This window comes from Streptomyces scopuliridis RB72 (assembly GCF_000718095.1).
Lineage (GTDB): Bacteria > Actinomycetota > Actinomycetes > Streptomycetales > Streptomycetaceae > Streptomyces > Streptomyces scopuliridis.
Genome location: NZ_JOEI01000021.1, coordinates 1 through 21,588 on the forward strand (window position 1 = coordinate 1; position 21,588 = coordinate 21,588).

Consider the following 21,588-nt stretch of genomic DNA (forward strand, 5'->3'; position numbering starts at 1 on the left):
GGCCTGGCGGGGCATCGCGACTCGATACGACAAGACACCCGAGAGCTACCTCGCCGGCCTCCACCTCCGCGCCTCCATGATCTGGATCAACGACCTGCTCAAGGCGACTGATTGATCACGACATCACACAGGCCCTAGTAGGTGGAGTCGTTGCGGTCGGTCCAGGAGGTGATCCGGCCTTCCGCGTCGTAGGTGAACAGCAGTGGTAAGCCGGAGGAGTTGGTGACGGCTTCCAGATTGCCGTCGCCGTCGTAGCCGAAGGAACGCACCTGGACGGGACCGTCAGGGGGCTGCAGCGCCAGTGCGGTGACGCGGCCCCGTTCCGGGTCGCACGAGACCAGAACGCGGTAGCCGCCCCCATGGACCACCGTGGTCGGCAGACCGTCCCCAGTACGCCCGATCCTTATGACGTTGCCGTTGCGGTCTTCTGTCTCGCGCAGCCAGTACAGGCCGCCCGACTTGTAGGGATTGCCCGTGAAACGCCAGGTCAGGGCCGTTCGCGGGTCCCTCACGGCGTACGTGATGTCCCCCAGGGTACTGGTCTCCACGTAGGTGAGGGGCAGACGGTCTCCATCGAGCGGTCAGACCTCCTCACCCTCATCACCGGGCAGGGTGGGGTAAAGGAGCACCGAGCCGTCCGTCCGTGCCCACGCCGCGCCGCTGCCGAGCAGCTCCAGCCGCTCATCGAGCGTGGACGCCCAACTGGCCCCGAAGCAGTGGCCGTAGCGGTAGCCGGATATGTGCGTGCGCCGCAGGACCGCGGCAGGACCCCGGGCAGGTCCAGATCCGTCTGAGGGAGCACCATGTCCCCGCTCGCGACATCAACGGGGTCGGTCTCGCAGCGGCGTTTGCGAAGAGAGACCGCCAACGCGCGGGAACTGTCCGGCGCTTCCCGCATCGATGCGGGACGGCTCCGCTGCCCGCCGTCCGCGCCGCCACGACGCCCGCCGCCCTCGCTGCCGTCCTTGCCGTCATCGGACGTGATCTTCTTGATCCTGTCGCCGATGTCCTGGTCCGTCTCCCTGTGCGTGACCGAACTCTTCGTGATGGCCTTGGGTAAGGTCGTGCCGACGTGCTCGCCCAGGTCATTGAGCCCCTTACCGAGCTTCTGCGTCATCCTCTCGATGGTGGAATCGAGGACGGCCGTCAAAGAATCCTTGCCCTTGGCCCGGCCGTGGTGCCCCTTGGCCTTGCTGAGCTTGCTTCCCGCCTTGTCCCGCATGGAGATCTGCACACCAGCGAGCTTCGTTCCCGTCCGGCCGTGCGCATCGTGGTCGATCTCCGGACCGCCGCCGCGCCCGAGGCCGCCCGCCCCGCCGGCAGAAGCAAGTTGCAGCCCGTCCTTGCCTGCCTGCGCGGTCTGGTCGGCGTTGTAGCCGTCCTGCACACCCGTGACATTCAGCGCGGTCTGGATCGCCAGGTCCGCCACGATGTTCTCCGACGCGGCGACCGCCGGCTGCGTGAGCGTCGCGACGATCTCCGCCACGGCCTCCTCCGCCATCTCCTTCAGAATCCGCTTGAACGCGATCCGGGTGGCGGCGATCTTGGCCCCGGCCAGCAGCGTCGAAAGACCGACCGTCACCGGGGCGAACGCCAGCGTAATTCCCACCGTCGCGCACAGATCCGCGAGCTCACCCACCGCGGCGATCTTCCGCGCCACGATAATGTCCGCCACCCGGTCCAGCGCACCCCCGACGATCCGGGCCGCCGCCGCCAAGTCCTTGTGCTTGCCCTGAACCTTCGCCCAGTGGGCCGGCGGAATAGGATGAGGGCCCCTGCCATTGCGGGCATGGGCCCCCGGAGTTGTTGCTTGGGGTCAGCTCGGTTGGTCTCCTGTGTAGCGGTAGATCCCACCCTCGGAGTTGACGTGGTAGACGGTGCCGTCGGCGGCGACCCCGATGTCCACCGCATTACTGGGGATACCAACCCACGGGTTGGCGTCATGCCCGGTGTAGCGGTACGTCTGCCCCAGGGAGTTCACGCCCCACACATGCGTCCTGGACCCGACCGAGATACGGGTGAGACTGCCGGAGACAGGGACCCAGTTGGTGGAGCCCTGGTCTCCGGTGTAGCGGTAGATCGAACCGCCGGAGTTGACGTGGTAGACGGTGCCGTCGGCGGCGACCCCGATGTCCGCCGCATTACCGGGGATACCAACCCACGGGTTGGCGTCATGCCCGGTGTAGCGGTACATCTGGCCCAGGGAGTTCACGCCCCACACATGCGTCCTGGACCCGACCGAGATCGTCGTGAGACCGCCAGAGATGTTCTTCCAGTCAGCCATTTTCATGCCCCTTCGCCTGGAATGTTCCAGAGGGAGCTTGCTGCTCGGCAGGGTCATCCAAACGACCGGATATATGGATTGACTGCTGAGATCATCCAAAAATCGCTGTTTGGTCTTTTCCGTGCTCCTGATTGCATGGGAGGCAGCCCGCCCTTCACGCAATTAGGAGGCCGGAAACGCTGTAACCCACAAGAGGCCCAGAACGGCGACTGGTTCTCGGCGGAGGTGGCTCGGGGCCCGGGTGGGAGCTGGGTCAGCGGGCTGGTATCTGGGCGCGGAATGCCAGTTCGCTCGCTGAGGTGTTCCACCACACGGAGGACTGGACGGTGAACTCGGGTTCGAGGAAGGGCAGGAGGGCGGCGGCGAGCGCGGCGACTTTGTCCTTCAGGTCCTGGTCGGTCCAGGCGCCTACTTGGGTGGGGTGGAGCGGGATGGTGACACCGATTCCGGCGTCGGTGCTGGATACCGAGATGACGCACTGCGTGGCGGGCTGGGTGAATTCTGGGACGGTCAGGGCCATGTCGCTCCTAGGACTTGTCCGGCCGATCATGTTCGGAGCCAGATGGTGAGGGCTGCGACGGTTGCTGTGCCTAGGTAGACGTAGCCGCGTTTGTCGTAGCGGGTGGGTGCGCCACGAGGCGCCATGGAATCGAGTGAGGTGAGAGACCTTCACCGCCGGGTTGTCGCAGCAACCTGGTTGAAGCTGGGGGCAGTTCGGCTCGGGGGATGCCGAGTCGGGCGGTAAGCAGCCCCGACAACGTCGGGACGGGCTGGCACTGCCAGACGGTCCGGGTCCGGCTAGTGAGACGGGAAGGTGTACGCGAGGAATCAGTGCTTGACGCCCCGTAATTACGACACCGGCTCCAACCTGGCGGATGCGGGCCGGATGCAGTGCACGGTCGCCGATGGTCGGCGGCCGACTCCGAAGCCGGTTCTACCTACCGGTGGGGAGGCCACGCCGAAAGCCTGCGGCGTAAGCGTGGCGATGCTGCCGGGGTAGAGCTGGGCACCTCACCCGTCAATCGATTCCGTGGTGAACGTGGGAACTGCCCGCGGTCGCCCGATGCCGGATCTCCAGTCCGGTGGAGGGCAGGCCCATCGCCGGCTGATGGCCGTCGGGCAGGACGGAGGCTCCGTAGTACTCCGAGGCCAGGAAAGCCGGCCACATGGGGAAGGGGGCCAGCAAGTCGGCAGTAAGGATGCTGGAATGCCAGGAGGTGGTCGCCGGTGAATTCCGACGAGCTGGAATGGGCCTTGATGAAGGCCGAACGCCGGGTACTGGAGATCCAGACCAAGCTGCACCGTTGGGCTGTTGATGATTCTTATCGCAGGTTCGACGATCTGTTCAACCTCGTGGCCGATCCCGCCTTCCTGTTGGTGGCGTGGGACCGTGTCCGGGGAAACAAGGGTGCCCGCACGGCCGGAGTGGACGGGAAGACCGCACGCTCCATCGAGGCCGGGCAGGGAGTCGAGATGTTTCTCGGCAGGCTGCGGGCTCAGGTCAGAGACCGCAGCTTCCGGCCGGTTCCCGTCCGCGAGCGGATGATTCCCAAGGCGAACGGCAAACTCCGCCGCCTTGGGATTCCGACCGTGGCGGACCGAGTGGTCCAGGCGTCTTTGAAACTGGTGCTGGAGCCGGTGTTCGAAGCGGATTTCCTCCCGTGTTCCTATGGGTTCCGCCCGAATCGCCGGGCTCAGGACGCGATCGCCGAGACTCGCTACCTCGCCAGCCACGGGTATGAGTGGGTGGTGGAGGGCGATATCACGGCGTGCTTCGATGAGATCGCGCACCCGGCTCTCATGGAGCGGGTGCGGAATCGAATCGGGGACAAGCGGGTGCTGTCCTTGGTGAAGGCGTTCTTGAAGTCCGGGATCCTGTCCCGGGACGGAGCCCTCACGGACACACGCACCGGGACCCCGCAGGGCGGGATCCTGTCGCCGCTGCTGGCCAACATCGCGCTCTCGGTCCTGGACGAGCACATCGCCCAGGGGCTTGGAGGATCAGATAGCACCTCCGAGGATCGGCGCAGGAGACGGCGCCGGGGATTGCCCAACTACCGGCTGGTCCGGTATGCGGACGACTTCCTCGTGCTTGTCTTCGGGCGCCGTGAGCATGCCGAGGAATTACGCGACGAGGTCGCGGAGGCGTTGAAGCCGATGGGCCTTCGCCTGTCGGTGGAGAAGACAAAGATCACGCACATTGACGAGGGCCTTGATTTTCTCGGATGGCGCATCCAGCGCCACCGGAAACTGGGCACTGACCGGCAGTACATCTACACCTATCCGGCACGGAAGTCAGTGCGTTCCGCAACGGGCAAGGTGAAGGAACTGACCGGACGGCAGAACGTCGGCTTGTCGCTGGAGTCCTTGCTCTACCGGCTGAATTCGGTGTTGCGGGGATGGTGCGCGTACTTCCGTCCCGGAGTGTCGAACGTCGCTTTCTGTTACCTCAGCCACTACACGTGGATGAGGGTGACGCGATGGATCCGGCGCAAGTATCCCGGGATCACTTGGAAGCAGCTCCGTCGACGCTATTACGGCGGTGGCTGGTGGCCTGTCACGGAGGAAGCGGAAATGTTCAACCCGGCAAAGGTGAGCACGACCAGATACCGATACCGGGGAACACTCATCCCGACCCCGTGGCCCACTGCGGCATGAGGAACTGAGCACCCCGAAACGGGATTTGTGGAGAGCCCGGTGCCCGGAGACGGGCACGCCGGGTTCGGGAGGCGGCTCCGGGAAACCCGCTGGTGGAGACATCGGCAGGGCGCCCCGAGTCGACCTCACCGACCGCTCCGCCGTCCGTCCCGCCTTCCCAGTCGGCCGCGAAAGGCCTTGGGCGGGCCGGGTCAGCGGCCCCGCTCCCGACAGCCATGCCACCTGAATGGCGCAACACGATGTGCCACCCACATGGGCGGAGCTCATGCTGGCTAGTGCCCCACCGAGGCAATCCGTGAAAGGGGAACCAAATGCACATTCGACGAATCCTCGCCGCCGTCATCGCCACGGCAGCCCTCGCCGGACTCGGCCTCACAGGCGCCGCCACCGCCACCGCCGCCACCGCAACGGGCGCCCCATCCGTCGTCAGCCCTTCTGAGTGCAGGCAGGGCGGCGGAGTGCCCCGGATCGACTTGCCGGGCAACCCCTGCAAGGGCGGTAAATACGACGGCCAGGAGGTCGACTAAACCCCACAAGGCGCCCCGCAGCCACGCGCCGCGGGGCGCTCCCGCGCGAGCGTAGCCGGGAGAGTCGCAGGGACTGTGCCGACCCGTCGGACACGCCCTAGGTCCCGTCCGGTCGATCTTCGCGGATCAGACCGCGGCGTCTGGTGCGTGCGATCGCAAGGCGGAGGATCGGCGTCGTGGATGGCCCGGCCGTACTCGGGCGACTCCGACAACGGGGCGAGCGTGCGTGCCAGGCGTAGCGGGCCCGCGAAGATCGGCCGGACAGGGCCTAGGTGATGGCGCGGGAGTTGGGGAAGTCGGAGGACGGGCCGTAGTCCTCAACCAGGATGTGGCCCACGAACGCGGCGCTTGATCCAGTGATCAGGACGTTGCCGGTGCCGGCGTTGCGCACGATGGTGAGGGCGAGCGCGGTGGAGATGTCGGCGCCGGTGTCGTTGCTGGCCAGTACCGAGGACTCGGCCAGCTGGTTCGCGGGTGTGGTGGCGGGGATGACGACGTGCGGGATTTCGACGTACACGGCTCCGGTGGAGTTGAGCTTGCGGAGCCGCACGGTGACGCGGTCGGCGGCCGCTGATGTCTGGACGGCGCACTTGAGGGAGATGCGGTAGGCGCGGCCGGTGCGGTAGGTGACCGGTGTTGATGTGAGCGCCACGATTTCCGTGGTGGTCGTCGCCGAGCTATTGCTGGTGATGGCGTCGTACGAGATGGGCCGCGGGTGGTTGTCCCGTAGGCGTTGTGCGGTGATTCTCTGCCCTGGCAGCCAGGCCATCGGGTCCTCCTACAGTGCGGTGATGGTGGGGACGGCCAGGCGCACGGAGTCTTTACTTCCGGCTCCGGATTCGAACTGACGTACGGTCAGTCCGAGGGGGGCGCACGACATGATCAAAGTTAATGAGGTGACACGGGTGCACTTCTTGCTGGGGGGCGAGAAGGCAGGCATCCCCGCCGGTCGGGCATGCCTGCTCACCGAGGACGACGGGGCCATCACCGTGGCCATCCGGTACGGCCACGCACATCCAGACCTCTGCCGGGACCTGAACGACTACCATGCGCAGATTCTCGGAGCCGAGGGCCGATGGGCACAGACCTGGGACCCGGAGGGCTCGGACCGCGTCTACAAGGCGCCGGAGGGGCTCGGGCTGGCCCACGTCGCCTGGAGAATCGTTCCTGCGCGAGAGCTGCCAGGCGGCCTAACCTGCATGCCCCTGGAAGTGCAAGGGCGGTTCGCGTGGGTGATCCGCTCGGGCCTCGCCACGCCACGGCTGTGTGACGAGATGAACGAGTACCTCACACGGATCACCGGGGATGGGCTCTGGGTGCAGCGCTGGCGCGGCGGGAATCCGCTGGGCAACTGACCGATTCACGACCGGAGTTCTGTATGGCGGCCATGTCCGGCCGCCTACCGAACAGACTGGTGAGTGGCACCCGCGTCCAGCGGGCCAGTTCAGTTCCAGGAGGTATCGTGAAAGGTTCGACGTACCGCCGCTGCTACTGCCGCGGCGAGGACGGTAGATCGCTGAGCGGGGACTGCCCGCAACTGTCCAGCCGTAGGCACGGGGTGTACGCCGTGCGCCAGAAGCTGCCCGCGCGAGCGGACGGCGGCCGGCGCAGCTTCAGCCGGTCCGGGTACGAGTCGGCGAAGAAGGCCCAGGAGTGCCTGGACAAGGTTCGGGCACTGCTCGCCCTGCCAGACGGAAACGACGCGGACGGCCAGGTCCGCATCGGCGATCTGCTGGAGAGCATTAGCAAGGACAAGAAAGCGCCGCTGCCCGACCTCGAACAGACACGTCGTCGGTTCCGTGCCGGGCAGGCGCTCGTCAGTCAGCTGACGGTCGGGGCCTGGCTGGACGAGTAGCACGCGGCGAAGAAGAAGCGCAAGACCACTCTGCGCGGATACGGCTCTCATATCGACGTCCACCTGAAGCTGGGCATCGGACATCTGCTCCTGGACCGGCTGAACGTTGGCCACCTGGTGGAGTTCTTCGACGCCATCGATGACGCGAACGAGACGATCGAGGCCGAGAACGCCCAGCGCCGTGAGCAGCAGCAGCGAGCGACCTGGGGGAAGCGGTCGCGGCCTCCGGCCTCCGAGACCGCCCGTCTGGCGGCCGAGCGCGCGAAGCTGGCGGAGCTGCCTCCGTACCGTCGCATTACGGGGCCGGCAACCCAGCAGCGCATCCGCGCGACCCTGCGCGCGGCGCTCAACGGCGCTATCTCCCAGCAGTTGCTGACGTTCAATCCGGCATCGCATGTCGAGCTGGAGTCGGGCAAGCGCCCAAAGGCCGTCCTATGGTCGGCCGAGCACGTCGAACACTGGCGCGAGACCGGTGAGGCTCCGTCAGCGGTCATGGTGTGGACACCGGAACAGGTCGGTACGTTCCTGGACCACGCCGAAGGCGACCGCCTGTACGCGCTGTTCCATCTGATCGCCTTCCGGGGGCTTCGCCGCGGCGAGGCGGTCGGGCAGGCGTGGGCGGACGTCAACCTCGGGGCCGAGACGCTCCGGGTGTCCAAGACGATCGTTCAGGACGGGTGGACGCCGGTCGAGAGTAAGCCGAAGACGGAGGACAGTGAGGCCCTCATGGCGCTCGGACCGGGGACGACACAGGTCCTGCTGGAGCACCGTGTACGGCAGCTGGACGAGCGTCGAGAGCGGCTCGGGAAGAGGCTTCCCTGGCACGAGACGGGCAAAGTGTTCGTACAGGAGGACGGGGCTTGGCTGCACCCTCAGAAGGTGTCAGACGTCTTCCGGCGGCTCGTCCGCGAAGCGGACCTTCCGCCGATCAGCCTCCGGGATCTGCGCCATGTGGCTGCAACCTTGATCCATGCGGGTGGAGGTGACCTCCACGCGATCAAGGAAACGCTGCGACACGGAACTATTCAGCTAGCGTCTGACACGTACACCAGTCTTCTGCCCCAGGTCGACAAGGAGGTAGCGAGGAATGCCGAAGCTGTGGTTCCCCGCGCCCGCCATGCACGGCCGTCCGGCACGCCCGCTCACGCACCGCTCACGCAAGACCCTGTAAACCACTGAGCGCCCCATGTGGTCTAGGCCACGTGGGGCGCTCGGATGCCAGGTGGGAACGATTCATCAAACGTGTGTTCCCGTGGGGCGGGTGGGACTCGAACCCACGGCCGACGGATTATGAGTCCGCTGCTCTAACCGGCTGAGCTACCGCCCCTAACGGCGCGTCGCGCACATTTGTGCGCGCCGTCTGCCGCAGCATAGCCGCTCATACGATCTCCTGCCTCGGATGGTCGGCATCCTCTGACCATGAGGACTTCGCCGTGCGCCGCCCGGTTCCAGGAACCGCGGAGTAGATCCGTAAGAGGTACCCAAAAGGGGCGGGAAGCCCGGTCGGCGGAGCATCCGGGAGTGACAACGGGCACACGAAAAAGGACCCCGAAGGGTCCTCTTCGTGTTACCGCTCCCCCGGCTGGACTCGAACCAGCAACCCTCCGGTTAACAGCCGAATGCTCTGCCAATTGAGCTACAGGGGATCGCGCTCCCCCGACTGGACTCGAACCAGTAACCTGCCGGTTAACAGCCGGCTGCTCTGCCAATTGAGCTACAGGGGATTGCTGCGTCTGCACCGAACGTACCTACCCCGGTCCTCCCGGGCGGCGCACGTTCGCTGCGACACATACATTAGCGCAAGCAGGGGGGTGCTTTGCCAATCGGTATCCACCCGGGGCACGCCAGGTGATCCCGGGCCCCGACGGGGTAGGCGGAGAGCACAGACCTACGGTCCGACGCTGACGCTGGGGACTCCGACGCCAAGAGGGAAGGGTGGCAGCCATGCGGTACCGCCTCACATTCATCGCGGGACTGGCTTGCGGATATGTCCTGGGGACCCGCGCCGGCCGTGAGCGTTACGAGCAGCTCAAGAAATCGGCCCGCCAGGTGTCGCAGAATCCGGCGGTGCGCAACGCGGCCGAGTCCGCCGCGCAGACCGGCCGGGAGGTCGCGGGCAAGGCGTACCACTCGGTGAACGGCTTGGTCGGCGACAAGCTGCCCGATTCCGTCGCCCAGCGTGTGCGCTCCCTGCGCGAGCGGAGTCAGAACGGCCAGGACGACTGGGGTACGAGCAATACCTGACCCGGATCAGCACACCCGGGGCGTCCCGGCAGCGCGCCTTGTGCCGCGCGTGCGGCAGAATCGGGTGTCATGGGAATAGTCGCCGGGTTGGACAGTTCGTCCGGGTTCACACGCGTCGTCGTCTGCGACGCGGACACAGGTGCCGTGCTGCGGCAGGGGTACGCGGCCCATCCGGTCGAGCCCAAAGCCACCGAGGTCGATCCGCAGGCCTGGCTGCTCTCCCTCGGCGAGGCCGCGTCCGGCGGGCTGCTGGAGGGCGTGCAGGCCATCGGGGTGGCGGCGCAGCAGCACGGCATGGTGGCGCTGGACCGGCAGGGCAACCCCGTACGGCCCGCGCTGGTCGGCAACGACAAGCGCGCGCAGGTCGCCGCCGCCGATCTGGTCGACGCGCTGGGCGGGCGGCACGCCTGGGCCGAGGCCGTCGGGTCCGTACCGCAGTCGAGTCAGCTCGTGGCGAAGCTGCGCTGGCTGGCGCGGACCGAGCCCGAGGCGGCGCAGCGCACCGCGCTGGTGCTCCAGCCGCACGACTGGCTGGTCTGGCAGCTGCTGGGGCGCCCGGCGCGCAGGACGACCGACCGGGGCGGGGCCTCCGGGACCGGCTACTGGTCCGCGCGTACGGGGGCGTACCGGCCGGATCTGGTGGAGCTGGCGCTCGGGCACCAGGCCGCGCTGCCCGAGGTGCTCGGCCCCGCGGACGCCGCCGGGACCACCCCCGAGGGGCTGCTGATCTCGGCGGGGACCGGCGAGACGATGGCCGCCGCGTTCGGGCTCGGCGTCGCGGTCGGGGACGCCGTGGTGTCGCTGGGGGCGTCGGGGTCGGTGATGGCAGTCCATCACGAGGCGGCGGCCGACCCGTCCGGAATGATCACTTCCTTCGCGGACGCCACCGGGATGCATCTGCCCGTCGTGCACACGCTGAACGCCGTCAGGGCGCTGCGCGGTACGGCGGAGCTGCTGGGCACGGCGGAGCTGGCCGAACTGTCCGAGCTCGCGCTGAAGTCCACGCCGGGCTCCTCGGGGCTGGTGTTCCTGCCGTATCTGGAGGGCGAGCGGACCCCGCAGCTGCCGCACACGGCGGGCACGCTGACCGGGCTGCGGCGCGAGTCGATGAAGCCGGAGCATCTGGCGCGGGCCGCGTTCGAGGGGATGCTCTGCTCGCTCGCCGACGCGATGGACGTGCTGCGCGGACGGGGCGTGGAGGTACGGCGGGTGTTCCTGCTGGGCGCCGCCGCCGAGCTGCCCGCCGTACAGGCCCTGGCTCCGGCGATCTTCGGGGCGCAGGTCGTCGTACCGCAGCCGGCCGACTACACGGCGATCGGCGCGGCGCGGCAGGCGGCCTGGGCGCTCGGGGTCTCGCGGGGGTCGCTCTCCCCGCACAACCCGCCGGCCTGGCAGGGCGCGGCGGCGCAGGTCTTCGAACCCGGTGAGGACGCGGCCGTGGGCACGGCGGTACGGCAGCAGTACACGGCGACGCGGGAGCAGATCCACCCCGGGGCGTTCGGGCACGGGGGCTGAGCGGGACGGGCCGGTGGGACGGGCCGGTGGGGAGAGAGCCACGCGGGCGCCTTCATGGCGGGCGGGGCTTGCCCCCCGTTCTTGACCCGTCCTTGGACATAAACCCGTGGGGCTCCGCGGGGGCGGTACCGCAAGATGGGGGCTGATCCCCGTTCTCGCGACCTCCATCCCGAGCCGACCCCGAGAGACTGCGCGTGCTGCTACGACTTCTGCGAGCCCATCTCGCCCCGTACAAGAGACCAATAGCCCTGCTGGTGGCGCTCCAGCTGTTGCAGACGTGCGCCACCCTCTATCTGCCCACCCTCAACGCCGACATCATCGACAACGGTGTCGTGAAGGGGGACTCGGGCTACATCCTGGAGTTCGGCGGCATCATGATCGCCGTCAGCGTCGTCCAGGTGATCTGCAACATCGGCGCCGTGTACTACGGCGCGCGGACCGCCTCCGCCCTCGGCCGGGATGTGCGGGCCGCCATCTTCGGGCGGGTGCAGAGCTTCTCCGCCCGTGAGGTGGGTCACTTCGGCGCCCCCTCGCTGATCACCCGCACCACCAATGACGTCCAGCAGGTCCAGATGCTGGTCCTGATGTCGTTCACGCTGATGGTGTCCGCGCCCATCATGTGTATCGGCGGCATCGTCCTGGCGCTCGGCCAGGACATCCCGCTGTCGTCGGTGCTGCTGGCGGTCGTGCCGCTCCTCGGGATCTCCGTGGGCCTCATCGTCCGGAAGATGCGGCCGCTGTTCCGGACCATGCAGACCCGCCTGGACACGGTGAACCGGGTGCTGCGCGAGCAGATCACCGGCAACCGCGTGATCAGGGCCTTCGTACGGGACGACTACGAGAAGGAGCGCTTCAAGGGCGCCAACACCGAGCTGACCGATGTCGCGCTGTCGACCGGCCGGCTGATGGCGCTGATGTTCCCGACCGTGATGACGGTCGTGAATCTGTCGTCCGTCGCCGTCGTCTGGTTCGGCGCGCACCGGATCGACAGCGGCGGGATGGAGATCGGCGCGCTGACCGCGTTCCTCGCGTATCTGATGCAGATCGTGATGGCGGTGATGATGGCCACCTTCATGTTCATGATGGTGCCGCGCGCCGAGGTGTGCGCCGAGCGCATAGAGGAAGTGCTCGACACCAGTTCGAGCGTCGTACCGCCGGAGAACCCGGTGCGGGAGCTGCGCCGGCACGGGCATCTGGAGGTGCGGGACGCGGAGTTCCGTTTCCCCGGCGCCGAGGAGCCCGTCCTGCGCGAGGTGTCGCTGGTGGCGCGGCCCGGTGAGACGACCGCGGTCATCGGGTCGACGGGCAGCGGGAAGTCGACGCTGCTCGGGCTCGTACCGCGGCTGTTCGACGCGACCGGCGGGGAGGTGCTCGTCGACGGCCAGAATGTGCGCGAGCTGGATCCGGTGCTGCTGGCGAAGACCGTGAGTCTCGTACCGCAGAAGCCGTATCTGTTCTCCGGGACGGTGGCGACGAATCTGCGGTACGGCAATCCCGACGCCACCGACGAGGAGTTGTGGCACGCGCTGGGGGTCGCTCAGGCGAGGGAGTTCGTCGCCGCCCTGGAGGGCGGGCTGAACGCGCCGATCGCGCAGGGCGGTACGAATGTCTCCGGCGGGCAGCGGCAGCGGCTCGCGATCGCGCGGACGCTGGTGCAGCGGCCGGAGATCTATCTGTTCGACGACTCGTTCTCGGCGCTGGACTACGCGACGGACGCGGCGCTGCGCGGGGCGCTGGCGCGGGAGACCGCGGAGGCGACCGTCGTGATCGTCGCCCAGCGGGTCTCCACCATTCGTGACGCCGACCGCATAGTCGTGCTCGACGAGGGGCGGATCGTGGGGTCGGGCCGGCATCACGAGCTGATGGCGGAGAACGAGACATACCGGGAGATCGTGCTCTCCCAGCTGACCGAGGCGGAGGCTGCCTGATGAGCGGTCCAGGCGGACGCATGATGATGGCGGGCCCGACGCAGCGGTCCATGGACTTCAAGGGGTCGGGCAAGCGGCTGCTGAGGCTGCTGGCCGTGGAGCGGACCACCCTGTGGTGGATGCTCGCGGCCGGTGTGGTGAGCGTCGCGCTGTCGGTCGTGGGACCGAAGATCCTCGGCCGGGCGACGGACCTCATCTTCGCGGGGGTCGTCGGCCGGCAGACCCCCGGCGGGGTCACCAAGGAGCAGACCATCGAGGGGCTGCGGGCCAAGGGCGACAACGGACTGGCCGATCTGCTCTCCGGAGTGGACTTCACCCCGGGCCAGGGCATCGACTTCGGCGCCGTGGGCGAGGTCCTGCTGATCGTGCTGGTGGTCTATGTCGCCGCCGGGCTGCTGATGCTGGTGTCGACGCGCCTCTCCATCCGGGTCATCAACCACACGGTGTACCGGATGCGCGAGGAGATCCAGGCGAAGCTGTCGCGGCTGCCGCTGTCGTACTTCGACCAGCAGCCACGCGGTGAGGTGCTCAGCCGGGCGACGAACGACATCGACAACATCTCGCAGACCATGCAGCAGACGATGGGGCAGCTGATCAACTCGCTGCTGACGATCATCGGTGTGCTGGTGATGATGTTCTGGATCTCGCCGCTGCTGGCGCTGGTCGCGCTGGTGACGGTCCCGCTGTCGGTGCTGGTGGCGGCGAAGGTCGGCAAGCGGTCGCAGCCGCAGTTCGTCCAGCAGTGGAAGGTCACCGGCACGCTGAACGCGCATATCGAGGAGATGTACACCGGGCACGCCCTGGTGAAGGTCTTCGGGCGGCAGAACGAGTCGGCCGAGGCGTTCCGCGAGCAGAACGACCAGCTCTACGAGGCGGGTTTCAAGGCGCAGTTCAACAGCGGGATCATGCAGCCGCTGATGCTCTTCGTCTCCAATCTGAACTATGTGCTGGTCGCGGTCGTCGGCGGGCTGCGGGTTGCCTCGGGCACGCTGTCGATCGGTGATGTGCAGGCGTTCATCCAGTACTCGCGACAGTTCTCGATGCCGCTGACGCAGGTCGCGTCGATGGCCAACCTGGTCCAGTCGGGTGTCGCCTCCGCCGAGCGGATCTTCGAACTGCTGGACGCGGAGGAGCAGGAGGCCGACGCCCCGGCGGTGGAGCGGCTGCGCGAGCCGCAGGGCCGGGTCGCGCTGGAGCATGTGTCGTTCCGGTACGAGCCCGAGAAGCCGCTGATCGACGATCTGTCGCTCTCGGTGGACCCGGGACAGACGGTCGCGATCGTCGGGCCGACCGGCGCCGGGAAGACCACGCTGGTCAATCTGCTGATGCGGTTCTACGAGGTCACGGGCGGCCGGATCACGCTGGACGGTACGGACGTGGCGCGGATGTCCCGTGCGGAACTGCGGTCCGGGATCGGCATGGTCCTCCAGGACACCTGGCTGTTCGGCGGCACGATCGCGGACAACATCGCGTACGGCGCGTCGCGCCAGGTCGGTCGCGAGGAGATCGAGGAGGCGGCGCGGGCGGCCCACGCCGACCGGTTCATCCGTACGCTCCCCGAGGGCTACGACACCGTGATCGACGACGAGGGGTCGGGGGTCAGCGCGGGCGAGAAGCAACTGATCACCATCGCACGGGCGTTCCTGTCCGATCCGGTGATCCTGGTGCTGGACGAGGCGACCAGTTCGGTGGACACCCGGACCGAGGTGCTGATCCAGAAGGCGATGGCGCGGCTGGCCCACGGCCGTACGAGCTTTGTGATCGCGCACCGGCTCTCCACGATCCGGGACGCGGACGTGATCCTGGTGATGGAGAACGGCGCGATCGTCGAACAGGGCACGCACGACGAGCTGCTGGCGGCGGAGGGCGCGTACGCACGGCTGTACGCGGCCCAGTTCGCGCAGGCGGTCGCCGAAGTGGACTGACCAGCGCGGCCGGTGGGTCCCGGTCAGGGGTCCTGATTCCGGGCGCCGCGTCCGTTTCCGCCTTCGGGTGGGTACGGGCGCGGCGCCCGTTTCAGGTCTCGGGGCTCCGAGCTCAGTCCAGGTAGCCGCGGAGCTGGTCGGCGTAGGCGTGGTCGCGGAGTTTGCCGAGCGTCTTGGACTCGATCTGGCGTATGCGTTCGCGGGTCACGCCGAAGATCCGGCCGATCTCCTCCAGAGTGCGGGGCCGGCCGTCGGCCAGTCCGTACCGCAGCTGGACGACCTTGCGTTCACGCTCGCCGAGGGTGGAGAGCACGGCGTCCAGATGCTGACGCAGCAGCAGGAAGGCGGCCGATTCGACGGGGGACGCGGCGTCGCCGTCCTCGATCAGATCGCCGAGCGCGACATCTTCCTCCTCCCCCACCGGGGCGTGCAGGGAGACCGGCTCCAGGGAGAGCCGGAGCACCTCCCTGACCCGGTCGGGGGCCAGCTCCAGCTGCGCGCCCACCTCTTCGGGGGTCGGCTCGTAGCCGCGCTCCTGGAGCAGTCTGCGCTGAACGCGTACGACACGGTTGATCAGCTCGACCACATGGACCGGGACGCGGATGGTGCGGGCCTGGTCGGCAAGCGCCCGGGACATCGCCTGGCGGATCCACCAGGTCGCGTATGTCGAGAACTTGTAGCCGCGGGCGTAGTCGAACTTCTCGACTGCCCTGATCAGGCCGAGGTTTCCCTCCTGGACGAGATCGAGCATGGTCAGTCCGCGGCCGACATAGCGCTTGGCCACGGAGACGACCAGCCGCAGATTGGCCTCGATGAGACGGCGTTTGGCCATCCGGCCCAGTACGACCAGCCGGTCGAGGTCCAGGGCCAGCTGGGAGTCCAGATCGGGGGTGGTGCTGAGCTTCTCCTCGGCGAAGAGGCCGGCTTCGACCCGGCGGGCCAGGTCCACTTCGTCGAGTGCGGTGAGCAGCGGTATCCGCCCGATCTCCCGCAGATACTGGCGGAAGAGATCGGAGGAGGGTCCGCCGGTGTCGGCACGGCTGCCCGGCCGGCCCGTGGGCTCGGGCACGAGGGGCACCTCCACGGGGTGCTCGGTGAGCGGCTCCCCGGCGGTCTCGGCCTCGGGAGGTCCTGTCTCCGCCTCCGCTTGCGGTACGGCCGTCTCGGGGTGGTGCGCGGCGCGGCTCTGCGCGGGGACGGCGGGCGCGAGACCGGGCGGGGGCGCGGCGGGCGGCGCGGCGGGGGACGCGGCGGATGGGGCGTGCGCGGGCGCTGGTGGGGGCGCTGGTGAGGGCGCGGCTAACTTCTCGGCGAGGGTCTGGGTCTGGGTCTGCACGGGGGGCGACCTCCAGGTGATCGCTGCCGGTTCGGGGCGGGGGCGTACGGCAGCGGGACGAGGACGGCCGGGCCGCCTTCCGTCCCGTACACGATGAGCGGATCCGCGGGGGTGAGGCGCCCACCGTCGGTAGGCCGGCCGCGCTCCGGTGAACTCAGGCACCGCACCCCAGTGTGGGGTACGACATATCGCTGCCACGAGGGGCGTGCGGTGACTTTTTGCGCCCTGTACGTAACCACGCCGTTACCGCGCGGAGCCCGGGAGGCGCTCTACAGAGCGGCGGCGCCGTCGTTGCGCAGCGACTGGCCGTACTGCTGAAGCACCCACAGTTCCTTCTGGACGGCCGCGTAATGGTCCGGATCGGACTGCGTGCCCAGCCGGGTCAACGTGCCGGTCACATCGCGGACGCGGCGGTCGACGGCGCGCAGCCTGACCTGGACGAGCTGCTGGCCCGCGTAGACCTCGTCGATCGTCTTGCCGTGGAAGACCTCCACCGCCAGCTCGGTGACCATGGCGCGCACCGCGTCGTTCGGCGCGGCTTCGCGGACCCTGGCCAGATACTCGGGGGCGGACTCCAGGCCCTGTTCGGCGCCGCCCGCGTCTTCTATGGCGCGGCGTACGGCGGCGTACGGCGGGGCCGTGAACTCGTCCTCGCCGTAGGCGTCGAAGGCCGGGGAGACCAGCTCGGGCCGCTGGAGGGCGAGCTTCAGCAGCTCGCGCTCGGTGCGATGGGCGGGGCTGCGGAGGTTGAGCGCGGGTCCCGTGGGGCCCTGCGGGGCCGGGGCGCCGTACGACTGCGGCTGCGACTGCTGCGAGCGGCGCTCGGGGGCGGGCGCCGGGCCCCGGCCGCCGCGGTCGCGCGCCCAGCGCGCCATCTGCGCCACGCGCTTGACCACGAACTGGGTGTCGAGGATGCCGAGGATGCCCGCCAGCTGGACCGCGACCTCGTGCTGCGAGGAGCCGTTCTTGATCCGCGCGACGATCGGGGCCGCCTCGTCCAGCGCCGCCGCCCGGCCCGCCGGGGTCTCCAGGTCGTACCGGGAGACGATCTGGCGGATCGCGAACTCGAAGAGCGGCGTACGCGGCTGGACCAGGTCCTGGACGGCCTCGTCGCCCTTGGCGAGCCGCAGCTCGCACGGGTCCATCCCGTCGGGGGCGATGGCGATATAGGTCTCGGCGGCGAACTTCTGGTCGTCCTCGAAGGCGCGCAGCGCGGCCTTCTGGCCCGCCGCGTCCCCGTCGAAGGTGAAGATCACGCGGGCGCTGCCGTTGTCCATCAGCAGCCGCCGGAGGATCTTGATGTGGTCGCCGCCGAAGGCCGTACCGCACGTGGCGATGGCGGTCGTGACCCCGGCCAGATGACAGGCCATCACATCGGTGTACCCCTCGACGACCACGGCGCGGCTGGCCTTGGCGATATCCTTCTTCGCCAGGTCGACGCCGTACAGCACCTGGGACTTCTTGTAGATCGACGTCTCGGGGGTGTTGAGGTACTTCGGGCCGTTGTCGTCCTCGCGCAGCTTGCGCGCGCCGAAGCCGACCACCTCGCCGGAGATATCGCGGATGGGCCACATCAGCCGGCCGCGGAAGCGGTCGATGGGACCGCGGCGGCCGTCCTGGGAGAGGCCGGAGAGCAGCAGTTCCTTGTCGGTGAAGCCCTTGCCGCGCAGAAAGCGGGTGAGATGGTCCCAGCCGACGGGGCTGTAACCCACCCCGAAATGCTCGGCGGCGGCCTGGTCGAAACCGCGTTCCGCGAGGAATTTCCGGCCGGTCTCGGCCTCGGGCCCGGAGAGCTGCTCGACATAGAACTCGGCGGCGATCTTGTGCGCCTCCACCAGGCGGGTGCGCTCGCCGCGCTGGCTCGCCGGGTTGTATCCGCCCTCTTCGTACCGGAGGGTGATGCCCGCCTTGGCGGCGAGCCGCTCGACCGTCTCGGAGAAGGAGAGATGGTCGATCTTCATGACGAAGGCGATGGTGTCCCCGCCCTCCTGGCAGCCGAAGCAGTGGAAGAGACCCTTGCTCGGACTGACCTGGAAGGAGGGGGACTTCTCGTCGTGGAACGGGCAGAGCCCCTTGAGGTTGCCACCGCCCGCGCTGCGCAGCTGGAGGTAGTCGGACACGACGGCGTCGATCGGGACCGCGTCCCGAACCGCCTTCACGTCGTCATCGTTGATCCTGCCGGCCACGCGTGAATTCTACGGGGACGTACTGACACCCATGGACCGTCCGGTACGCGGCAGGGGCCGTCGCGGCCGTCCGGTCCAGGTCAGGCGGGCAGCGAGCCGAGCGGGACACCCGGATCGGCGAGGGCGTCCAGATCCTGCCGGGCACCGGAACGGATGAGGCGCTGGATGTCCTCGGTGACGTCCCACACGTTGACGTTCATACCGGCGAGCACCCTGCGGTCCTTCAGCCAGAACGCGCAGAACTCCCTCTTTCCGGCGTCGCCCCGCACGACCACCTGGTCGTACGAGCCGGGCGGGGCCCAGCCGGAGTACTCCATGCCGAGGTCGTACTGATCGGAGAAGAAGTACGGGATCCGGTCGTAGACGACGTCCTTGCCGAGCATGGCGCGGGCGGCGGCCGGGCCGCCGTTGAGGGCGTTGGCCCAGTGCTCGACACGTACCCGGTCGGTGGCGAGGGTGGCGCCCCAGCCGGAGACCGGGAAGGAGGCCACGTCCCCCGCCGCGAAGATATCGGGGTCGGAGGTGCGCAGCGCGGCGTCCACGGCGATCCCGCCGCCCTCCGCGCGGTCGGCGAGAGCGAGCCCGGCGGCCTCGGCGAGGGCCGTGCGCGGGGCGGCGCCGATCGCGGCGAGCACGTCATGGGCGGGGTGTTCCTCGCCGTCGTCCGTGCGGGCCGAGAGGACCATGCCGTCCTGTCCGGTGATTTCGGTGAGCCGGGCGCCGAAGTGGAACCGTACGCCGTGTTCCCGGTGCAGATCGGTGAAGAGCTGGCCCAGCTCGGGGCCGATGACCCGCAGGAGGGGGGTCTCCTCGGTCTCGATGACGGTGACCTCGGCGCCGTAGCCGCGGGCCGCCGCCGCGACCTCCAGACCGATCCAGCCCGCGCCGGCGATCACCAGATGGCCGTTGTCGCGGCCGAGGGAGGCGAGCACCTGGCGCAGCCGGTCGGAGTGCGCGAGGCGGCGCAGATGGTGGACGCCCGCCAGGTCCGTGCCGGGGATGTCGAGGCGGCGCGGCTCCGCGCCGGTGGCCAGCAGCAGCTTGTCGTACCGTACGGAGGCGCCGTCGCCGAGATGCAGGCACCGGGTGTCCCGGTCGATGGAGGTGACGGTCTGGCCGAGATGCAGCTCCACCTGGGCCTGCGCGTACCAGGCGGGCTCGTGCACGAAGACGCTGTCCCGCTCCTCGGAACCGGTCAGATAGCCCTTGGACAGCGGCGGGCGTTCATAGGGATGGTCGCGCTCGTCACCGATGAGGATCACCCGGCCGGTGAACCCTTCCGCACGCAGGGTTTCCGCCGCCTTGGCCCCGGCGAGTCCACCGCCGACGATGACAAATGTCCGGTGTGCGTCGACCACTTGATGCCTCCTCTTCGCGCTGCCGCCATCTGCGAGCGTCCCGCACGGAGCGTGATGGCGAAAGAGGGAGCGCTCCACGGGCATGTCTCACTGCTGTGATCCGGCTACTCTCGTGCAATCGATGATCAGGAGCCGTGAGGCATGAGGGGCGCATGTCACCCCTTCATCGCACCACCTTCATCGGAGCACCACTCATTGGACCATCCGCGGGTCCGCGCGGGCCGTACGTGTGCGCGGTGGTCGCCCGACGGTGTCAGAGCGGTGAGGGGCGGCGGCCGGTGAGTCCGGCGTGCAGGGAGCGGGCCGCCGCGTCGGTGAGTGACGCGATCTGGTCGACGATGACGCGTTTACGGGCCCGGTCGTCGCGGGCGGCCTCGAACAGCGCGCGGAATTGCGGATCGAGCCCCTCGGGGGCGCGGGCCGTGAGCACGCCCGCCAGCTCGGCCAGGACGATCCGCTGGTCGGCGCGGAGCACTTCCTGTTCGGCGCGCTGCATGACATAGCGGTCGGCGACGGCCTTGAGAACCGCGCATTCGTGCCGGGCCTCGCGCGGGACGACCAGCTGGGCGGCGTACCGGGTGAGCGGGCCCGTACCGTACGCCCGGCGGGTGGCGCCCTCGGCGGCTTCGCAGAACCGGCCGATGAGCTGGCTGGTGGCGTCTTTCAGCCAGGACTGCGCGACGGCGGATCCGTCGTAGGAGTGCGGCCACCACTCCTGCGCCATCAGCCGGTCGAGCGCGGCGGCCAGCTCCTGCGGGTCCGTGCCGGCGGGGACGTAGCGGCCGATGGCCACCGTCCAGATCGCGCTCCGCTCGGAGGCGGAGGTGAGCGCGGCGGGGTCGACATGCCCGGCGTGCAGCCCGTCCTCGAAGTCATGGACGCAGTAGGCCACATCGTCGGACCAGTCCATGACCTGTGCCTCGAAGCAGATACGGTCCGCCGGCGCGCCCTCGCGGACCCAGGTGAAGACCGGCAGATCGTCCTCGTACACACCGAATTTCGCCGAGCCCGGCTCGGTGGGGTGTGCGCCGCGCGGCCAGGGATATTTGGTGGCGGCGTCCAGGGCGGCCCGGGTGAGGTTGAGGCCGACGCTGACCAGACCGCCGTTGCCCGGGTCACCGGCCGCCGGCGCGTGTGTGGCCGGGGTCACCGTTTCGGACCGTACGAAACGTTTGGGCTCGATACGCGTCAGGAGCCGCAGCGACTGGGCGTTGCCCTCGAAGCCGCCGCAGTCGGCGGCGAAGTCGTTGAGCGCCTGCTCGCCGTTGTGGCCGAAGGGCGGGTGGCCCATGTCGTGGGAGAGACACGCGGCCTCGACGAGATCCGGGTCGCAGCCGAGCGCCGCACCGAGCTCGCGGCCGACCTGGGCGCACTCCAGGGAGTGGGTCAGCCGCGTACGGGGGCTGGCGTCCCACTCCTGGCTGCGGGATCCGGGGGTCACCACCTGGGTCTTGCCCGCGAGCCTGCGCAGCGCGGAGGAGTGCAGTACGCGCGCGCGGTCGCGCTGGAACGCGGTGCGGCCCGGACGTTTGTCGGGTTCGGGTGCCCAGCGTTCGGTGGCCGCGTCGTCGTACCCGCGTGCCGGTTCCGGGAGGTGCGGTGTGGTGCTGTCGGTGGTGCCTGCCATGCACCGAAGGTAACCGGCGCGGGTGACAGGTGCGGGTTCCCGGCGCGGCTCCCGGCGCGGGCGTCGCCGACTCGCCGGAACCGCTGGACGATACGTCGCATCTTTACCAGGAAGATCGAAAGTGTGACCACGTGCGAGTGCGTGA

Annotated in this window: 15 protein-coding genes, 3 tRNA genes and 2 pseudogenes; 8 read left to right on the forward strand and 12 right to left on the reverse strand. The window is 68.8% G+C overall.

Annotated elements, in window-relative coordinates; genetic code table 11:
• Positions 1 to 134: 134 nt before the first annotated feature.
• The 4 genes from IF11_RS37935 to IF11_RS0125825 all read right to left on the reverse strand — a co-directional run bounded on the left by IF11_RS37935 (position 135) and on the right by IF11_RS0125825 (position 2,804).
• Entirely contained in the window at positions 135 to 512 is a 378-nt protein-coding gene (locus IF11_RS37935; protein ID WP_165840688.1) for an RHS repeat domain-containing protein, read from the reverse strand.
• Positions 509 to 1,717 carry a DUF6531 domain-containing protein gene (locus IF11_RS43275; RefSeq protein WP_030354123.1) on the reverse strand — a complete coding sequence of 403 codons (1,209 nt, stop codon included), beginning with the start codon at positions 1,715 to 1,717 and terminating at the stop codon, positions 509 to 511. Before IF11_RS43275 ends, IF11_RS37935 begins: the two co-directional genes overlap by 4 nt.
• Positions 1,718 to 1,816: 99 nt before the next feature.
• Positions 1,817 to 2,284 carry a tectonin domain-containing protein gene (locus IF11_RS0125820; RefSeq protein WP_030354124.1) on the reverse strand — a complete coding sequence of 156 codons (468 nt, stop codon included), beginning with the start codon at positions 2,282 to 2,284 and terminating at the stop codon, positions 1,817 to 1,819.
• Positions 2,285 to 2,537: 253 nt separating this feature from the next.
• Positions 2,538 to 2,804 carry a hypothetical protein gene (locus IF11_RS0125825; protein ID WP_030354125.1) on the reverse strand — a complete coding sequence of 89 codons (267 nt, stop codon included), beginning with the start codon at positions 2,802 to 2,804 and terminating at the stop codon, positions 2,538 to 2,540.
• Positions 2,805 to 3,511: 707 nt separating this feature from the next.
• Between IF11_RS0125825 and ltrA the strand changes: the two genes are divergently transcribed.
• Both ltrA and IF11_RS0125840 read left to right on the forward strand, forming a co-directional pair.
• Positions 3,512 to 4,942, forward strand: a complete 1,431-nt coding sequence (ltrA, locus tag IF11_RS0125835; protein WP_030354126.1) for a group II intron reverse transcriptase/maturase — start codon at positions 3,512 to 3,514, stop codon at positions 4,940 to 4,942.
• A 311-nt stretch (positions 4,943 to 5,253) separates the two neighbouring features.
• Positions 5,254 to 5,469 (forward strand): hypothetical protein, encoded by a 216-nt coding sequence (locus IF11_RS0125840; protein ID WP_030354127.1) that lies wholly within the window; start codon positions 5,254 to 5,256, stop codon positions 5,467 to 5,469.
• A gap of 268 nt (positions 5,470 to 5,737) precedes the next feature.
• On the opposite strand, the gene IF11_RS0125845 is transcribed toward IF11_RS0125840, so the two are convergent.
• Complete coding sequence (locus tag IF11_RS0125845; RefSeq protein WP_133243207.1) at positions 5,738 to 6,238, reverse strand: hypothetical protein; 501 nt, start codon at positions 6,236 to 6,238, stop codon at positions 5,738 to 5,740.
• A gap of 136 nt (positions 6,239 to 6,374) precedes the next feature.
• Between IF11_RS0125845 and IF11_RS0125855 the strand changes: the two genes are divergently transcribed.
• A complete protein-coding gene (locus tag IF11_RS0125855; protein WP_030354130.1) occupies positions 6,375 to 6,824 on the forward strand; it encodes a hypothetical protein in 450 nt (149 codons plus the stop codon).
• A 107-nt stretch (positions 6,825 to 6,931) separates the two neighbouring features.
• Positions 6,932 to 8,503, forward strand: a pseudogene (locus IF11_RS36980) (tyrosine-type recombinase/integrase).
• Positions 8,504 to 8,577: 74 nt separating this feature from the next.
• On the opposite strand, the gene IF11_RS0125865 reads toward IF11_RS36980, so the two are convergent.
• The 3 genes from IF11_RS0125865 to IF11_RS0125875 form a co-directional block, all read right to left on the reverse strand.
• A tRNA-Ile gene (locus IF11_RS0125865) sits at positions 8,578 to 8,651 on the reverse strand.
• A 246-nt stretch (positions 8,652 to 8,897) separates the two neighbouring features.
• A tRNA-Asn gene (locus IF11_RS0125870) sits at positions 8,898 to 8,970 on the reverse strand.
• A 5-nt stretch (positions 8,971 to 8,975) separates the two neighbouring features.
• Positions 8,976 to 9,048, reverse strand: a tRNA-Asn gene (locus IF11_RS0125875).
• Between the two features lie 220 nt (positions 9,049 to 9,268).
• On the opposite strand from IF11_RS0125875, the gene IF11_RS0125880 reads away from it, so the two are divergent.
• The 4 genes from IF11_RS0125880 to IF11_RS0125895 all read left to right on the forward strand — a co-directional run bounded on the left by IF11_RS0125880 (position 9,269) and on the right by IF11_RS0125895 (position 14,936).
• The gene (locus tag IF11_RS0125880; RefSeq protein ID WP_030354131.1) at positions 9,269 to 9,568 is read left to right on the forward strand and encodes a hypothetical protein; all 300 of its coding nucleotides are present in this window, start codon (positions 9,269 to 9,271) and stop codon (positions 9,566 to 9,568) included.
• Positions 9,569 to 9,637: 69 nt separating this feature from the next.
• The gene (locus tag IF11_RS0125885; protein ID WP_030354132.1) at positions 9,638 to 11,083 is read left to right on the forward strand and encodes an FGGY family carbohydrate kinase; all 1,446 of its coding nucleotides are present in this window, start codon (positions 9,638 to 9,640) and stop codon (positions 11,081 to 11,083) included.
• 194 nt (positions 11,084 to 11,277) lie between these two features.
• Entirely contained in the window at positions 11,278 to 13,011 is a 1,734-nt protein-coding gene (locus tag IF11_RS0125890; RefSeq protein WP_030354133.1) for an ABC transporter ATP-binding protein, read from the forward strand.
• Positions 13,011 to 14,936 (forward strand): ABC transporter ATP-binding protein, encoded by a 1,926-nt coding sequence (locus tag IF11_RS0125895; RefSeq protein ID WP_030354134.1) that lies wholly within the window; start codon positions 13,011 to 13,013, stop codon positions 14,934 to 14,936. The genes IF11_RS0125890 and IF11_RS0125895 overlap by 1 nt, the downstream gene beginning before the upstream one ends.
• 112 nt (positions 14,937 to 15,048) lie before the next feature.
• On the opposite strand, the pseudogene IF11_RS0125900 reads toward IF11_RS0125895, so the two are convergent.
• The 4 genes and pseudogenes from IF11_RS0125900 to IF11_RS0125915 all read right to left on the reverse strand — a co-directional run.
• Positions 15,049 to 16,005, reverse strand: a pseudogene (locus IF11_RS0125900) (RNA polymerase sigma factor); the annotation flags it as partial.
• Positions 16,006 to 16,541: 536 nt separating this feature from the next.
• Positions 16,542 to 18,458, reverse strand: coding sequence for a DNA primase (gene dnaG, locus IF11_RS0125905; RefSeq protein WP_030354136.1), 1,917 nt, complete (start codon positions 18,456 to 18,458; stop codon positions 16,542 to 16,544).
• An 80-nt stretch (positions 18,459 to 18,538) separates the two neighbouring features.
• Positions 18,539 to 19,816, reverse strand: a complete 1,278-nt coding sequence (locus IF11_RS0125910; RefSeq protein WP_030354137.1) for an NAD(P)/FAD-dependent oxidoreductase — start codon at positions 19,814 to 19,816, stop codon at positions 18,539 to 18,541.
• A 253-nt stretch (positions 19,817 to 20,069) separates the two neighbouring features.
• Positions 20,070 to 21,443 (reverse strand): deoxyguanosinetriphosphate triphosphohydrolase, encoded by a 1,374-nt coding sequence (locus IF11_RS0125915; protein ID WP_030354138.1) that lies wholly within the window; start codon positions 21,441 to 21,443, stop codon positions 20,070 to 20,072.
• Positions 21,444 to 21,588 lie beyond the last annotated feature (145 nt).

Bases quoted from the DNA above. Each gene is read 5' to 3' on its own strand.
- IF11_RS0125820 (WP_030354124.1), bottom strand. From the start codon at position 2,284: ATGGCTGACTGGAAGAACATCTCTGGCGGTCTCACGACGATCTCGGTC.
- IF11_RS0125825 (WP_030354125.1), bottom strand. From the start codon at position 2,804: ATGGCCCTGACCGTCCCAGAATTCACCCAGCCCGCCACGCAGTGCGTC.
- IF11_RS0125840 (WP_030354127.1), top strand. From the start codon at position 5,254: ATGCACATTCGACGAATCCTCGCCGCCGTCATCGCCACGGCAGCCCTC.
- IF11_RS0125845 (WP_133243207.1), bottom strand. From the start codon at position 6,238: ATGGCCTGGCTGCCAGGGCAGAGAATCACCGCACAACGCCTACGGGAC.
- IF11_RS0125880 (WP_030354131.1), top strand. From the start codon at position 9,269: ATGCGGTACCGCCTCACATTCATCGCGGGACTGGCTTGCGGATATGTC.
- IF11_RS0125885 (WP_030354132.1), top strand. From the start codon at position 9,638: ATGGGAATAGTCGCCGGGTTGGACAGTTCGTCCGGGTTCACACGCGTC.
- IF11_RS0125895 (WP_030354134.1), top strand. From the start codon at position 13,011: ATGAGCGGTCCAGGCGGACGCATGATGATGGCGGGCCCGACGCAGCGG.
- IF11_RS0125915 (WP_030354138.1), bottom strand. From the start codon at position 21,443: ATGGCAGGCACCACCGACAGCACCACACCGCACCTCCCGGAACCGGCA.